This is a genomic window from Streptosporangium sp. NPDC050148 (genome assembly GCF_055586505.1).
Window position 1 is genome coordinate 47533 of the sequence record NZ_JBVJIA010000006.1, and the last position, 14771, is coordinate 62303.

Annotated in this window: 12 protein-coding genes; 5 read left to right on the plus strand and 7 right to left on the minus strand. The window is 74.1% G+C overall.

The genetic code is table 11. The annotated features are described in order from the left end of the window. Positions 1 to 140 precede the first annotated feature (140 nt). The 4 genes from cysN (at position 141) to ACZ6RT_RS08105 (ending at position 4864) form a co-directional block, all read left to right on the plus strand. Positions 141 to 1403, plus strand: a complete 1263-nt coding sequence (gene cysN, locus ACZ6RT_RS08090; RefSeq protein ID WP_470152630.1) for a sulfate adenylyltransferase subunit CysN — start codon at positions 141 to 143, stop codon at positions 1401 to 1403. Between the two features lie 355 nt (positions 1404 to 1758). Further along, entirely contained in the window at positions 1759 to 2718 is a 960-nt protein-coding gene (locus ACZ6RT_RS08095) for a sulfotransferase (RefSeq protein WP_399188178.1), read from the plus strand. Beyond that, positions 2715 to 3656, plus strand: coding sequence for a glycosyltransferase family 2 protein (locus tag ACZ6RT_RS08100; protein ID WP_344899047.1), 942 nt, complete (start codon positions 2715 to 2717; stop codon positions 3654 to 3656). The genes ACZ6RT_RS08095 and ACZ6RT_RS08100 overlap by 4 nt, the downstream gene beginning before the upstream one ends. A gap of 278 nt (positions 3657 to 3934) precedes the next feature. After that, positions 3935 to 4864, plus strand: a complete 930-nt coding sequence (locus tag ACZ6RT_RS08105; protein WP_470152631.1) for a WecB/TagA/CpsF family glycosyltransferase — start codon at positions 3935 to 3937, stop codon at positions 4862 to 4864. Between the two features lie 36 nt (positions 4865 to 4900). Here ACZ6RT_RS08105 and ACZ6RT_RS08110 read toward each other — a convergent pair whose 3' ends face one another. The 6 genes from ACZ6RT_RS08110 to ACZ6RT_RS08135 are packed head-to-tail and all read right to left on the minus strand — an operon-like array spanning position 4901 to position 11888. Then, positions 4901 to 5884, minus strand: a complete 984-nt coding sequence (locus tag ACZ6RT_RS08110; RefSeq protein ID WP_470152632.1) for a sulfotransferase — start codon at positions 5882 to 5884, stop codon at positions 4901 to 4903. Continuing rightward, the gene (locus ACZ6RT_RS08115) at positions 5818 to 7233 is read right to left on the minus strand and encodes a lipopolysaccharide biosynthesis protein (protein ID WP_470152633.1); all 1416 of its coding nucleotides are present in this window, start codon (positions 7231 to 7233) and stop codon (positions 5818 to 5820) included. Before ACZ6RT_RS08115 ends, ACZ6RT_RS08110 begins: the two co-directional genes overlap by 67 nt. Continuing rightward, positions 7221 to 8105, minus strand: a complete 885-nt coding sequence (locus ACZ6RT_RS08120) for a sulfotransferase family protein (protein ID WP_470152634.1) — start codon at positions 8103 to 8105, stop codon at positions 7221 to 7223. Before ACZ6RT_RS08120 ends, ACZ6RT_RS08115 begins: the two co-directional genes overlap by 13 nt. Next, complete coding sequence (locus ACZ6RT_RS08125; protein WP_470152635.1) at positions 8102 to 9073, minus strand: hypothetical protein; 972 nt, start codon at positions 9071 to 9073, stop codon at positions 8102 to 8104. The genes ACZ6RT_RS08120 and ACZ6RT_RS08125 overlap by 4 nt, the downstream gene beginning before the upstream one ends. Further along, positions 9070 to 10362, minus strand: coding sequence for a hypothetical protein (locus ACZ6RT_RS08130; RefSeq protein ID WP_470152636.1), 1293 nt, complete (start codon positions 10360 to 10362; stop codon positions 9070 to 9072). The genes ACZ6RT_RS08125 and ACZ6RT_RS08130 overlap by 4 nt, the downstream gene beginning before the upstream one ends. Further along, positions 10359 to 11888, minus strand: coding sequence for a Wzz/FepE/Etk N-terminal domain-containing protein (locus ACZ6RT_RS08135; protein ID WP_470152637.1), 1530 nt, complete (start codon positions 11886 to 11888; stop codon positions 10359 to 10361). Before ACZ6RT_RS08135 ends, ACZ6RT_RS08130 begins: the two co-directional genes overlap by 4 nt. Before the next feature lie 310 nt (positions 11889 to 12198). Here ACZ6RT_RS08135 and ACZ6RT_RS08140 point away from each other — a divergent pair, with 310 nt between their 5' ends. Continuing rightward, entirely contained in the window at positions 12199 to 13434 is a 1236-nt protein-coding gene (locus ACZ6RT_RS08140; protein ID WP_470152638.1) for a glycoside hydrolase family 26 protein, read from the plus strand. A 71-nt stretch (positions 13435 to 13505) separates the two neighbouring features. Here the strand turns inward: ACZ6RT_RS08140 and cysC are convergent, their stop codons facing one another. Beyond that, entirely contained in the window at positions 13506 to 14735 is a 1230-nt protein-coding gene (gene cysC / locus ACZ6RT_RS08145; RefSeq protein ID WP_399188160.1) for an adenylyl-sulfate kinase, read from the minus strand. Between the last annotated feature and the right edge of the window lie 36 nt (positions 14736 to 14771).

The window sequence follows — 14771 nt, forward strand, 5'->3', positions numbered from 1 at the left end:
GTCCGCCCGCTCCCCGGCCCGGACGGGTGCCCGCGCACCCCCGGCGGCCGGCACCTGACCCTTGAAACGGAAGAACGACACCTCACGAGGAGGGACGGCGCCGCCCGTCGGGTCACCGACGGTCTCCTGCCGAGAATCTGATGGACATCCTTCGCTTTGCTACGGCGGGAAGCGTCGACGACGGAAAGTCGACGCTCATCGGACGGTTGCTCTTCGACTCCAAGGCGATCTTCGAGGACCAGCTCGAGGCGGTCGAGCGCACCTCCCGCGACCGCGGCACCGAGTACACCGACCTGTCACTGCTCACCGACGGCCTGCGCGCCGAACGGGAGCAGGGCATCACCATCGACGTGGCCTACCGCTACTTCGCCACCCCCCGGCGCAAGTTCATCATCGCCGACACCCCCGGCCACATCCAGTACACCCGGAACATGGTCACCGGCGCCTCCACCGCCGACCTGGCCATCGTCCTGATCGACGCCCGCAAGGGCGTGCTGGAGCAGTCGCGCAGGCACGCGTTCCTCACCACCCTGCTGCGGGTGCCGCACCTGGTGCTGGCCGTCAACAAGATGGACCTGGTCGACTACTCCCAGGAGCGGTTCGAGCAGATCCGCGAGGAGTTCACCGCGTTCGCCTCCAAGCTCAACGCGCCGGACCTGACGTTCATCCCGATCTCGGCGCTGCACGGCGACAACGTGGTGGCGCGTTCGGAGAACACACCCTGGTACAACGGCTCCTCCCTGCTGCACCACCTGGAGCACGTGCACATCGCCTCCGACCGCAACCTGGTCGACGTGCGCTTCCCCGTGCAGTACGTCATCCGCCCGCAGCGGGCCACCGACCCGTCCCTGCACGACTACCGCGGTTACGCCGGGCAGGTCGCGGGCGGCGTGCTCAAGCCCGGGGACGAGGTCATGCACCTGCCCTCGGGGCTGGCCACCCGTATCGCGTCGATCGACACCTTCGACGGGCCGATCGAAGAGGCGTTCCCGCCGATGTCGGTGACCCTCCGGCTGGAGGACGACATCGACATCTCGCGCGGCGACATGATCTGCCGTCCCAACAACCAGCCGCACGTCTCCCAGGAGCTGGAGGCGATGGTCTGCTGGATGGCCGACACGGTCAAGCTGGCCCCGCGTTCCAAGCTGATCATCAAGCACACCACCCGCAGCGCGCGTGCCCTGGTCAAGGAGCTGCACTACCGCCTGGACGTCAACACCCTGCACCGGGACGAGACGGCCGGATCCCTCGGGCTCAACGAGATCGGGCGCGTCTCGCTCCGGGTGACCCAGCCCCTGTTCGTGGACGACTACGCCCGCAACCGCCTCACCGGCGGCTTCATCCTCGTGGACGAGGCCACCAACAACACCGTCGGCGCCGGGATGATCGTCGACGCCCGGTAGGCCGTCCGCCCGGGTGCCCTCGCCCGCGCCCGGACCGCGCCTCCTTCCGTACAGGACGGGAGGGGCACGGTCCGGGCGCGGGCGTTCCGCGTTTCCGGGCGGGGCGGGCCGGGGCGGGCGGACCCCATGGCGGGCCGGACGGCCCGTGAAGGACGAGGCGGCCCGCGGGAGGCGCGGGGCGGGGCGGTGTGGGAGGCGCGGGGCGGGCCGTGAAGGACGAGGCGGCCCGCGGCGGTGGAGGGCGAGGGTGGCCTCCCCCTCCTGTGGGTAGATCCTTTGTCCGTTCTCTGACCCCTCCGTTACGCTACGCGCTAGCCTCGTCGCGTTCCGTATCCGTGGGGTAGGGGTTCGTGCCTTGTCTGATAGTCCGTCACCCGCCCGGGTGGTCTTCCTCGGTGGCCTCGGCCGCAGCGGGACCACACTGCTGGAGCGCCTGCTCGGCGAGGTCCCCGGCATCGCGCCGCTCGGCGAGGTCGTCCACCTGTGGGCCAGGAGCGTGCTCGCGGACGAGGCGTGCGGGTGCGGCGAGCCCTTCGGGTCGTGCCCCTTCTGGGAGAAGGTCGGCGAGCGCGCGTTCGGCGGCTGGTCCGAGGAGACGGCGCGGAGGATGATCGCGCTCAGGCCGCGGGTGGACCGCACCCGGCGGATCCCCACCCTGTCCAGGCTGCTGGCCGAGGAGCAGGCGGGCACCGGCAGGTGGCCGGCGTCCGGCACCGCCGAGCTGGACGAGTACGTCGCCGCCCACCGCCGCCTGTACGACGCGGCCGGGGAGGTCGCCGACTGCCCGGTCGTGATCGACTCCAGCAAGCACGCCTCCCTGGCCTTCTGCCTGGCGGCGGCCGGGGTCGACGTCCACGTCGTCCACGTGGTCCGCGATCCCCGCGCGGTCGCGCACTCCTGGCGCCGCAGGGTCCCGCGCCCCGAGGACGGCCATCTGATGACCCACTGGTCGCCCGCCCGGACCTCGCTGCACTGGCTGAGCGAGAACCTCGGGCTGGAGCTGCTGGCCCGCAGGGGCGTCCCGGTCACCCGGGTGCGCTACGAGGACCTGCTCGCCGACCCCGCCGACACGCTCAGGCGCCTGGTCGCCGCGATCGGCGTCCCGTGCCGCCTCGACTTCCTCTCGGGCGGCTGGGCGGAGCTGTCCACGGCGCACACGGCCTCGGGCAACCCGGTGCGCTTCACGGTCGGCCGCACGGAGCTGACCAGGGACGACGGCTGGCGGGCCGCGGCGTCGTCCCGTCGCCTGCGCCTGGTCACCGCGCTGACCTGGCCACTCATGATCAAGTACGGTTACCACAGGAGACTCGCGTGAACACATCGGTGGGTGTCGTCATCCCCACCCGGGGACACCGGCCCGACCAGCTGCGCGCGGCCACGCTCGCCGTGCTCGGCCAGGATCATCCCGGTCCCGTCGAGGTCGTGGTCGTGGTGGACGGGGGCGACCCGGCCTGGGTCGCCGACCAGGTGGCCGACCTGCTGGTCGGCAGGGCGCTGACCCCCGGCCCGCAGGACGCGCCCGCGCGCGGGGTGCGGGTGATGGCCAACCGGCTCACCCCCGGCCTGCCCGGCGCCCGCAACACCGGCATCGCGGCGCTCGCCACCGACCTGGTCGCGTTCTGCGACGACGACGACCAGTGGCTCCCCGGCAAGCTCACCGCCCAGGTCGCGGCGCTGGAGGCCGAGCCGCGGGCGCGCTTCTCCAGCTGCGCCATCGAGGTCGAGTACGGCTCGCGCCGCATCCCCCGCCTGGCCGGGACCGGCCGCGTCACCTACCGCCACCTGGTGCGCTCGCGGATGGTGATGGTGCACTCCTCGACGTTCGTGTTCCGGCGCGGTGGTCTCTGGGTGGACGAGAGCGCCCCCGGGGGCCAGAACGAGGACTGGGACCTGGCGCTGCGCGCCGCCGCCCAGCACCCCATCGTGCACGTCGACCGGCCCCTGGTCCGGGTGCGCTGGGGCGGGTCGGCGTACGTGACCCGCTGGGCCGATCGAATCGCCGGGCTGGAGTGGATGCTCGCCCGGCACCCTGATCTGGCCGTGGATCCGCGCGGCGCGGCGCGGGTCTACGGTCAGCTCGCCTTCCACCACGCGGCCCTGGGCCGGAGGCGGGAGGCGGGCCGATGGGCCTGGCGGGCGTTCACCGCCCGGCACGGCGAGCCACGGGCGCCCATCGCGCTCGCGGTCGCGGCCGGGCTGCTCCCCGCGCGGGGCCTGCTCAGCGTCCTGCACCACCGGGGACGCGGTATCTGATGGCGCCCCTGGCCGAGCACCCGCGCACGACCGTCCGCCCCGGTCCCGCGACGGCACCGTTCCTCACCGTGCCCCTCACGACGAAGCCCGTCGTGACGCCCTTCCCGGTGGCGCCGCCGCTGCCGTCGTCGTCGCCCGTGTCGTCCGCGCAGGTACCGTTCGCGAGCGCGTGGGGGGCAGGGCTCCCGCGGGCGGTCGTGCCCCGTGACATCCGGCCCGCTCCCTCCGCCGTCCACGGGGGCGCGTTCACCGACCACCGGGCCGTGTCCGTCGATCACGTGTCCGTCGATCACGGTCCGGTGCCCGGCCTGCCCGCCGTCGCCGGGCAGGCCGGGACCCCGGGCACCGCGCGGGGGGCGGCACGGGCCACCTCCCGAGGGCGGAGCCGGCCCGACAGGGCCACCTCCCGTCGGCGGGCCCGGCCGGACAAGGCCACCCGGAGGCGGCTGCGCAGGCGCGTGCACGTGGCCGGGATCGCGTTCGACCCGATGACCGAGGGCGAGGTCGTCGACCACGTGGTGGCCGCGCTGAAAGGCGGCAGGGGCGGTCACCTGGTGACCCCCAACGTCGACATCGGCCGGATCGCCGCCCGTGACCCCCGGGCCCGGGAGCTGGTCGAGGGCGCCGACCTCGTCGTCGCGGACGGCATGCCGCTGGTGTGGGCGGCGAGATTGCTCGGCACCCCCGTCCCCGGCCGGGTCACCGGTGCCGACCTGATCTGGTCGCTGTCCGAGGCCGCAGCCTTCTACCGCCACCCGGTGTACCTGCTGGGCGGTCCGAAGGGCGCACCCGCGCGGGCGGCCCGTGAGCTGGTGGCCCGCCATCCCGCGCTGGTGGTCGCCGGGACCGACAGTCCGCCGCACGGGTTCGAGGACGACCCCGACGCCTACGCCCGCGTGCGCGACGCGGTGATCGCCGCCGCTCCCCGGCTGGTCTTCGTCGGGCTCGGGTTCCCCCGGCAGGAGCGGCTCATCGCCTCGCTCCGCCGGGACCTGCCGGGCACCTGGTTCGTCGGCTGCGGCTCGGCGGTCGCCTTCGCCGCGGGCACCGCGCGCCGCGCGCCGAGGTGGATGCGCCGCGCGGGCCTGGAGTGGCTCTTCCGGCTGGTACGGGAACCGGGCAGGCTGGCCCGCCGCTACCTGGTCGACGACCTGCCGTACGCGATCCGCCTCCTGACCGTCTCGCTGGTCCGCGGCCTGTTCTCCTGAACGCCCGGCTCCGGCCGAGGCTCCTGGGCTTCGGTCTCAGGGCTCCGGGTGCCCCCCGAAGGCCAGCTCCCTGACCCGGCGGGCCTCCCACGGGCTCAGCCGGGCACCGGCCTCGGCGACGGCGCGGCGCGAGTCCGTCGGCCGGTAGGCCGTGCGGGACAGGCCGTGCCAGGCGAAACCGGCGGCGCTCGCCCGGGGGGCGGCCGTGCACGCGCGGCGGACACGCTCGCGGGCGCGGACGGACCAGGTCAGGCCCGCCCACTCGTACAGGCGGCGGAAACCCGACGACGGGTCGAGGGCCAGGTCCTCGTAGCGGGCCAGCATGATCCGCGGATGCCGGTCGGCCAGCTCGGTGGCGCTGACCGCCGCCGCCCGCCACAGGGCGGCGGCCGTGGCGACGCGGTCCCGGGAGCCCGCGAGCGCGCGCAGCTCCTCCAGGTGCGGGTGGTCGCGCATCAGCAGCGGCTGGTCGAACAGCTCGCGGAGGTGGACCGTCCAGCCCAGCCGCTGCCAGCTGCCGACGAACGCCACCGGGTCGCGCAGCAAGATGATCACCCGGCAGTCCAGCCGGTCGGCGAACCAGCCCGCCGAGAAGAGCGCGAACGGGTCGTCCAGCAGCGCCCGGCGCCCGGCCAGCCGCCCCAGCGTGAACGCGGTGCCGTACCGGACCATCCTCGCCAGGTCGTACGGGGAACGGTTGCGGCGCAGCTCGGCCAGGAACCCGTAGCGCAGCGCGACGGTCCGGGTGAAGGCGGGCAGCCAGTCCCGCTCGTTGTCCGGGCAGATGTACTGGAAGCGGTGTCCGACCACGGCGTCCAGCACACCGGGGCAGTGACCGGGAGGGTGCTCGGGGTTGAGCGGCTCGTTGACGTAGACCAGCTCCCCGCCGGCGGCGAGCATCCTGCCCGTCCAGCTGGTCCCGCTCCGGGGAAGCCCGGTGACCAGCACGGGGGTCACCGCGTCCACCGCGTGTACCGTGTCCACCGCGCTGGCCATGCCGGTCGTGTCCACCGTGTCCACCGGGCCTGGGGTTTCCGCCACGGGCCGAGGGGGCGCAGGCCGTACCGGCGGTGGACGTGCCGGAGCGGCAGCAGGTTCTTGACCACCGTGCCGCCCGCCCAGCCGAAGGCGGCGCCGAGCGAGCCCAGGGAGGGGATCAGCAGCAGGTCCAGCAGCACCGTCGTGGCCAGGGCCGCGACGAGGTACGCCAGACCGGCACCGGTGTGCCCGGCGGCGGTCAGCGCCACGTCGGCCATCCCGCACGCGGTGGCGAGCAGCATGGTCGCGGCCAGCACCAGCGCCACCGGCGCGCCCGGGGCGTACTCCTCGCCGAGGACGGCGCCGAGCAGCCAGGGCGCGAACGCCGCGTACCCCAGCCAGATCGGCCAGGTGAGCGCGACCAGCCAGCGGGTGGACGACCGGTACAGCTCACGGGCGCGCGGCAGGTCGCCTTCGGCCAGGGCGCGCACCAGCCTCGGCTGCGCCGCCTGCGCCAGCCCCTGCCCGGCGAGCTGGCCCACGACCTTGAACCGGGTGGCGGCGGTGTAGACGGCCGCCTCCGCCGGACCGGCCAGCCAGGCCACGACCACGATGTCCAGCCGCTGGAACACCGCCTGGATCCCCGCGGCCAGCGACCGAGGCCAGGTGTGGCGCCACAGCTCGCGCGCGGCACCCGGCGGGCCGGACGTTCCCGGCAGCCGCCGGCGCAGCCAGAGCCAGGCCAGCAGCAGGACCATCGGGTACGGCAGCGCCCAGGCCGCGACCAGCGGTGCCACCGAGCCGCCACCACCGTCCCCATCGCCACCGCTCCCCTCGCCCCCGCCGGCCGTCACCGCCGTACCGACCAGGACGAGCTGGGCCACCGGCTGGAGCACGCCGGTCAGCAGCAGCGTCGGCCGCATCGAACCGAACCCGCGGGTCGCGCTCACCACGACGCCCGAGCACGTCACCGCGGGCAACGCCACCGCCAGCACCCGTAGCGCGGGATCGGGGACGGTCAGGAAGACCACGACGCCGACGGTCGACGAGAGCGACGCCACCGGGACCATCGCCGCGCGGAGGTGTGCCGCAGTGCGCGGACGGTCCACGGTGTGCGGGTGGCCTGTGGCGTCCGGGGGGCCGGCCGGCCGGGACCGGGCGATGAGGTGGACCAGCCCGTTCCCCGCGTCCAGCCGCAGCACCGTGGCGGCCAGCAGGCACAGGGTGGTCGCCGCGAAGAAGGTCCCGGCCGTCCGCGGGTCCGTCCCCCTGGCGACCAGCACGACCGTCAGGAACTGCGCGACGGCACCGGTACCCGCCCCGGCCAGCCCGGCCACCCGCGCCACCCTGTGGGCCCGGTCCGTCCCCTCGGCCGGGGTCAGCGGCGCCACGAGGGCTCCGTGCCCAGCCACGAGATCAGCAGGGCGTCCTGCTCCTCGAAGCGGTCGGTCAGCTCGCGGCGCAGGGACGGGGGCATGGGGGACGGTCTGGGCCGGGCGTTGTACCGCTCGAACACCGGGTCCCCCAGGTGGGGCAGCCCGAGGAACGCCAGCACGCGGTCGTAGGTGACCTCCGGTTCGGCGAAGAACCGGCCGCTGTCCAGGACCAGGATCCGTTCCCGGCCGACCAGGGGCTCCAGCCGGGCGAGCTGCTCGGCGTAACGTCCCCTGGCCAGGTAGGCGTGATGGCGGTGGGCCAGGCTCGTCGAGTTCGGTGCGGCGCACAGCGCCTCGGCCACCCCGGCCAGCCGTTCCTCCTCCAGCTCGACGGCCCTGGCGAAGGACGGCTCGGTCTCGAACCCCCTGGCCAGCTCGTGGGCGTGCGCGGAGAAGGCCCGCTCGACGGGGTCGCGGACGAGCACGATCAGCCTGGCGCCCGGCAGGTCGCGGGCGATCCGCGGCCCGGCCAGCGGGTGGAACAGGTAGTAGGGCGACGACTCGAAGACCTGTGGCCGGTGGCCGTACCTGCGTGCCGCCCGGGAGAGCGACATCCGCAGCGGGAAGTGGGCCCGGTACCACGACGGGCCCCGGTCGTAGGCCACGTCGAAGTAGTGCACGCCCTTGCGCAGCAGGGGCTTGAAGATCAGCGGGTGCTGGGACAGGGCGCGGTACAGCGAGGTGGTGCCGCAGCGCTGGGCCCCGACGATGAGGAAGGTGGGGGGCGTCCGCCGTGCCGAGGTGAGGCGCCCCGCGGCCTGGGAGATCGCGTGGGCCGCGCGTTTCAGCTCGGGCCTCAGCGCCGCGGGCACGACCGCGGGCCTCACAGCAGGCTCTCCTGGCCGTCGAGGACCGGGCTGAGCCATATCTCGGGAGGGCCGAGAGGGGCGTGGCCGTCGGCCGCGTGCCGGTCGGCGAGCGCGATCAGGTAGCGCAGGGCGGTGAGCCGGGACTCGGCGGCCGACAGCCCGAACGGGGCCAGGATCCGCAGGGAGCGCGCCACGCACGCCCCGGCCGCGGTGACCGGGTCCTGGCGGCGCAGCGCGCGGTGGAGGAAGTGGTGGACGGCGTCGAAGCCCAGGGGAACCCCCGTGCCGAACCGTTCCCAGTCCCAGACCAGCAACCGCCCGTCGGGCCCCCGCGAGATGTTCCACGACGTCAGGTCCCCGTGCCAGGCGAAACGAGAGGCCCGGTGGTACGGGGTCTCGGGACATGGGGGCTCGGGGGGTCCGGTGCCGGGGAACGCGCGGCCGGGGAACGGAGCCGCGGGGATGTGGGCGATCTCGGTGATCGCGGCCGTGAGGACGTCGTCGCGGATCCGTCCCCGCCGCACCGGGAGCGGGGTCAGCGCCAGGACGGACAGGCCGCGCCACGACCCGTGGTGCAGCACGGCCGGTGGGACGACGGTCTTCAGCGGCACGCCGGCGAGCAGGCCGAGGGTCCGTGCCTCGTGCGCGACGAGCTCCCGGGTGAGGTCGGTGTCACCGATCTTCACGAAGGCGATCGGCCCGTCCGGGGCGTGCGCCTCCAGGATCGGTTTGCGGTTGGCCCGCCGGGCCGGGGGCACCCGCAGCGTGACGCGGAGACGGGTGCCGAAGATCTCGCTCAGGTGGCTCTCGATGCCCCCTCGCCGCACCATGACCCGTCCGCCCGGATGCCACCACGCGCGCGGGACCAGCCTGCGGGGGAGCAGCCGGTGCGGGAGCAGGGTGTACGGTCTCGGCTCGCCGGGACCGGGGAAGAGCAGGTCGACGGTCCGGTCGAGATAGCGCAGGCGGGCGTGGGCGTCGTTCATGCAGCCGTGCTCGCCATCGAGTTCCTCCAGAGCAGCGCGAACGAGACCAGGTACAGGCTGAGCGGCGTGACCAGGCCGTCGTAGACGAACATGTAGAGCAGGGTGAGGATCATCACGAGGACCCCGGCCATGCCGATCGGACTGCGGTCACGCCAGTGGCGGCGGACGGCCCCGGCGAAGAACGCCACGTAGAGCGCGGCTCCCGTGAACCCCTGAGTGATCATGAGGTGCCAGAGGTGGCCGTCGCCGCCCAGCGGCGGGTGACCGCAGGTGACGCACCAGTCGGTCTTCCCGGTGGTGATCGTCCGGTGGTTGCCCCTGGCGTTGCGGGTGTTGCCGTACCCGATGATCGGGGAGGTGACCGCGGCCGCGACGGTGGCCGTCACGGTGAAGCCGCGGATGTCGTTGCTGTGCGGGCTCTCCAGCCGCTGGGCCACCATCGTGCGCAGGGGGCTGAGGGCGAACACCAGCGTTCCCGCCGCCAGGATCGCGCAGGTCACGACGCGTGCACGCCCGCCCAGACGCACCAGCAGGTACGCGGCGGCGACGCCGAGCCCGATCCACAGCCCGCGGTTGAGCGAGTAGACCACCGGGATCGCGGCCAGTGCGACCAGCAGGACCGCGGCCGTCCGCCTGCGCGGGCCGCCGTACACCCACCAGCCGACCACGAACCAGACGAGCAGCACCGACAGGTTGCCGCCCCAGGCGTTGGCCCACTCGAACGGCGCCTCGGGGCGGGGCGAGGGGTGGCCGAGGACCCACTGCGTCTGCGCCGCGGTGGGGTGGATCAGGTTCTGCACGAAGGGATTGCCGCTGATCCAGCCCGGGAGGATCAGCTCGACCGGCGAGGTGAACGCGGCACGGGGCGCGAACACGCCCAGCAGCCCGCCCGCCACGGTCGTGACGAACAGCGCGCCGAGCATCCGTACCAGGGTGAGCTGCGGCAGCTCCTCCTCGGTCAGGTTGCCCAGGTAGAGCACCATGATCAACAGGGAGACGTAGAGGACGAGGCGCATCAGGTAGCCGATGAGCCGCCCGGCGCCGAACTCGCCGTAGGTGCCCGGCGGCATCTCGCCGAGCATGACCGCGCTGATCAGGTACCCCGCGAGGAGGAGCAGCCAGAGGCCGAACCCGCGCGGTGCCCTGATCGGCCGTCTCCGCCACAGCACCGCCGCCATGGCCGGGGCCACGACGACAACGCAGAGGCCACCGAAGCCGAGGGCCCACCAGAAGGGGTACCCCACCAGGAACGCGGCGATCGGCCAGGCGGCCGGACGCAGGCCCCTCACCGTCGGCGTCCCCTCCGCCCGGCGGCGACCTGCCGCTCCTGTGGAACGTTCCCATGGGGCTCCGGGTCCGGAGGACCCTCGGGCACCCCGGGGTTCGGGTGTGCGGAGCGCGGGGGATGCGGTGGGGGAAGCGAGGGGGACGAAGGGGGTGCGGCGGGGGAGACGGAGGACGGAGGGGGCGAGAGTGCCGGGATCATCGGGTTCACAGGACTCACAGGACTCACAGGACTCACAGGACTCGCCGGGCCCGTAGGGCTCGCCGGGGGAGGTGGTGCGGCCCGGTGCCCTCCCGCCAGGCCGGCGAGGGGAAGACCGGTCCTTTTCGGAAGAGCCTCGCGGTCCCTGCCGCCCGGGTCCCGTCCGTCCACCCGAGGGACGTCCTCGCGCCGGAAGTCCTCGTGCCGAGGAGGTTCGTGCCGGGGAGGCTCATGCCCAGGGACCTCGTGCCCGGCGATCTCCTGGCGGCCGGCCTCGCGTGCTCGCTTCCCCCCGGGACGGGGAGCGGGCGGGGGCCGTACGGCGGACGGCGGGAGCGCGCCGCCGGTGAGCAGGGTGCCCGCCACCGGGACCCCGCGCTCCCGCAGGGCCCGTGCGGCACGCCTGACCTCCCTGGGGGAGGTGCCGGGCACGGAGACCACGAGCACGGCGCCCGCCAGGCCGCGCAGCTCCTCGTCGCCGACCGCGTCGAGGCCGGTCAGCCGCCGGACGTCGGCGGCGGTGCGCAGGGTGGTGTCGAGGCGGTCGCGGACCCAGGCGAGGCCGACCCCGCAGAGCAGCCCGGCCATCAGGCCGCTGCCCAGGTACAGGGGAGGACGCGGGGCGCGGGGCTCGCTGGGGGCCACCGGCGGACCGATCACCGAGCCGGGGGTGACGGCGACCGTCCTGAGGGCGTCGTACCGGGCGGTGAGGGCGTGCACCTGGCGGACGAGGACGTTCTGCCGCTGGAGGGCCAGGGCGCGCTCGGAGGTGCCGGTGCCCAGCCCGGGAAGGGCGGTGGCGACCGCGGTGAGGCTCGCGTTGACCTGCTTCAGCTTGGCCAGCACCGTCCTGAGCTGGGCGCTGAGGGCCCGGGTGGCGGTCTCGCGCCGCTGGGCCAGGTAGGCCAGGGAGTAGGCGTTCGCGCACGAGGCCGCCGCCGCCGGTGCGGCGGCCGTGCAGGAGATCTCCAGGACCGAGGTGTTGGGCGGTACGGAGACCTCGGCCGGCCCGGGCAGGCCGGCGAACAGCCCGCGGGCCTTGGCGGCGACCACCGCGGACCGGGCGACCTGGGCCTCGGTGTCGAGGTTGAGCGGTTCGCGCTGGCGGGCGGTCACCTGGTTGACCTGCTCCTGCGGGCCCACCGGGGTCACCAGGACCTGTGCGGAGGCGGTGTACGAGGGCGGGGTGAGCCACAGCAGGGTGAGGCCACCGCCGGTCCCGGTGAGGAGCATGGACAGTACGGCCAGCCGGCGACGGCGCAGGAGCGACACGTAGTCCGCCAGGTCTCCGCCTGAACGACGGGCGGGGGCGTCCGGTGACGGGCTCATGTTTCGCGGGTGCCTCTCGGGCGAGCAGCTGCGGGAACCCTTGGAACTATAGGTCGGCTTTTCCTTTCCCCGGAGGGGTACGCAGGATTTTCCTTGCGTTGGTCCGGCTGATCACGTCCATATAACGACCGTTTATTGGACATGTCCCGCCGTCGGCTCCGGGACTGTGGAATGGAGCGGCAAAGTTCAGGGCGAGGCACGTCCGGGCGATGGAAAGGTGTTCCCCCGAGACGGCCGGCGAATGCCTGCGGACGACATCTGCGAGGGATCGTTGCATCAGACAAATGGTTCTATAGAGGTAATTCCGCGTATGGTCAAAATAGGCGGTTCAGGGCTCGTCCTGGCGCTCGGGCTGGGGTGCGTGGCGCTGGCCGTCGCGGGGGTGAGCGGGTGCAAGGGCGCCGCCTGCACGGCCGGGGCCGCGGGCTCGGACACCGCCGGTGCCGCGGGCGCCCGGAGCGGACAGGACGGCCACAGCGGACAGAGCGGTCACAGCGGCCATAGCGGACAGGGCGGCCACGACGGTCACGGTGAGCGCGGCGGGCAGAGCGGGTCAGGAGCCGCGGAGGCCGCCGATCCCGGCACCGCCGGTGGCGGGCGGGGGCGGACCGGCTGCGAGGTCTCCCGCACGCTCGTCCCCTCCTGCGGTGCCTGGTGGGGGGTCGCACCGGAGATCTTCACCGGACGGCGCCCGGAGCGGGCACTGGAGCGCGCCGAGAGGCGGATGGGCCGTCCGGCCGCCGTCATGCACGTCTACCACCGCGGTGACGAGCTCTTCCCGACCTCCGCCGAGCGCGCCATCGCCCGCGACCCGGACGGCCGCAGGCTCCTGCTGGTCAACTGGAAGCCGTCCGTGGACAACTCCCACACCTGGGCGGAGATCGCCGGCGGCGCGCTGGACGCGCGGATCGACCGGCTGGCCGCCCACATCGTGAGGACCTTCCCCGAGAGGTTCTTCCTCACCGTTCACCACGAGCCCGAGAACGACGTCCTGGAGACCCCGGGCGCGGGGATGTCCGCCGCCGACTACGCGGCGATGTTCCGGCACGTGGTACGGCGGCTGCGCGCCGGTGGCGTGACCAACGCCGTCACGGTGATGACCTACATGGGCGCGCCCAACTGGGCCTCCAAGCCCTGGTTCGAGCGGCTCTACCCGGGCGACGACGTGGTCGACTGGGTGGCGATGGACCCCTACGCCGACCGCCGGGTCGACGGCTTCGACGCGCTGGTCAACAAGATCCGTCCGGACTTCCCCCGGTGGCCCGGGTTCTACCGCTGGACGGGGGAGCGTTTTCCCGGCAAGCCCGTCATGGTGGCCGAGTGGGGCGTCTTCGAACGGCACGACCGGCCCGGCTTCAAGGAGTCCTTCTTCACCTCGGTACGGGCCGGGCTGCGCGACTACCCGAGGATCAAGGCCCTGGTCTACTTCGACTCGCCGCGCGCCCCCCGGGGGGACACCAGGTTCGACACGACGCCGGGCGCGCGCAGGGCCTTCGGCGAGCTCGCCGGCGACCCCCGCCTGCGTCCCGCCGTCCCCTCCGGCTGATCCGCGGACCCCGCCCGATCCGCGCCCCGCTCGATCCGCGCGCTCCCACGAGGGCGAGGGCCAGGGCGGGGTCAGCGGATCCAGCCGCCCTGGATCAGCGGGTCGAGCACCTGGTGCACCGCCCGGTCCACACCGATGTCGGTGGTGTCGATCTCCAGGTCGGCGTCGTCCGGCTCCTCGTACGGGTCGGAGATGCCGGTGAAGCCGGGGATGAGCCCGGCGCGGGCCTTGGCGTAGAGCCCCTTGCGGTCGCGGCGCTCGCACTCGGCCAGCGGGGTCGAGATGTGGACCAGCACGAAGTCGGCGCCGACGGCCTCGACCATCGCGCGCACCTCCTCGCGGGTGGCCGCGTACGGCGCGATGGGCGCGCAGATCGCCAGCCCGCCGTGCCGGGCGACCTCGGCGGCGACGAAGCCGATGCGGCGGATGTTGAGGTCGCGGTCCTCCTTGGAGAAGGTCAGTCCCGCCGAGAGCAGGTGGCGCACCACGTCGCCGTCGAGGAAGGTCACCGTGCGGCTGCCGCGCTCCAGCAGCGCGTCGTGCAGCCCGCGGGCGACGGTCGACTTGCCCGAGCCGGACAGGCCGGTGAAGAAGACCACCAGCCCCCGCCGGTGCGGCGGCCCGGGGATCGTCACGGGCTCCGGGCCGGCCAGGTGCTCGGTCGCGCCGTAGGCCTCGGCGATCCGCTCGCGCAGCTCCAGGTCCAGCGCGGGCTCCCGGGGCGCCAGCGGCACCACCGCCACCAGCGTGTCCTCGGGCAACCGGTCGCGGGCCTTGAGCGCGGCGCGGACCACCGCGGGCCCGCCCTCGCCGTACGCCAGCGGGAGCAGCAGGATCGACGCCTCCAGCTCCTGGGCGGTCGCCAGCAGATCGTCGAGGTCGCCCAGCGGCCCGCGCATGGTCACGGCCAGCACGGACTCGCGCTCGCCCAGCTCCTTGCGGATCTCCGCGGGCGGGCGGCGGAGCCGGGCGAACGGGCCGTGCTGGGGGACGTCCAGCGCCTCGACCGGCCCGCAGACGAAGCCGTCCTCGCGCCCTTCCACGGTCAGCACGGCCAGCGCCGCGCCCTCGGGGTCGCGCAGGGTGATCCGGTCGCCGGGGGCGGCCGGATGGTCGTCCGGCAGCACCAGGGTGACCGGCACCGGCCACGGCGTGCCGTCGGCGAGCGTGCCGCGCTCGTCGACCGAATGCGCGTCGGCCGAGCTCAGAAAGCCCGTCAGCGGCGTGAAGGCGCCGGAGAGCAACAGCTCGAGGTCGGCCAGCTCACGGGCGTCGGGGGTCCACTCGAAAGGCGCCGTCATCTGCTCCACAATCCCGCTCGTCGGACGTTCCGGCCC

Bases quoted from the DNA above. Each gene is read 5' to 3' on its own strand.
- cysN (WP_470152630.1), top strand. From the start codon at position 141: ATGGACATCCTTCGCTTTGCTACGGCGGGAAGCGTCGACGACGGAAAG.
- ACZ6RT_RS08125 (WP_470152635.1), bottom strand. From the start codon at position 9,073: ATGAACGACGCCCACGCCCGCCTGCGCTATCTCGACCGGACCGTCGAC.
- ACZ6RT_RS08135 (WP_470152637.1), bottom strand. From the start codon at position 11,888: ATGAGCCCGTCACCGGACGCCCCCGCCCGTCGTTCAGGCGGAGACCTG.
- ACZ6RT_RS08140 (WP_470152638.1), top strand. From the start codon at position 12,199: ATGGTCAAAATAGGCGGTTCAGGGCTCGTCCTGGCGCTCGGGCTGGGG.
- cysC (WP_399188160.1), bottom strand. From the start codon at position 14,735: ATGACGGCGCCTTTCGAGTGGACCCCCGACGCCCGTGAGCTGGCCGAC.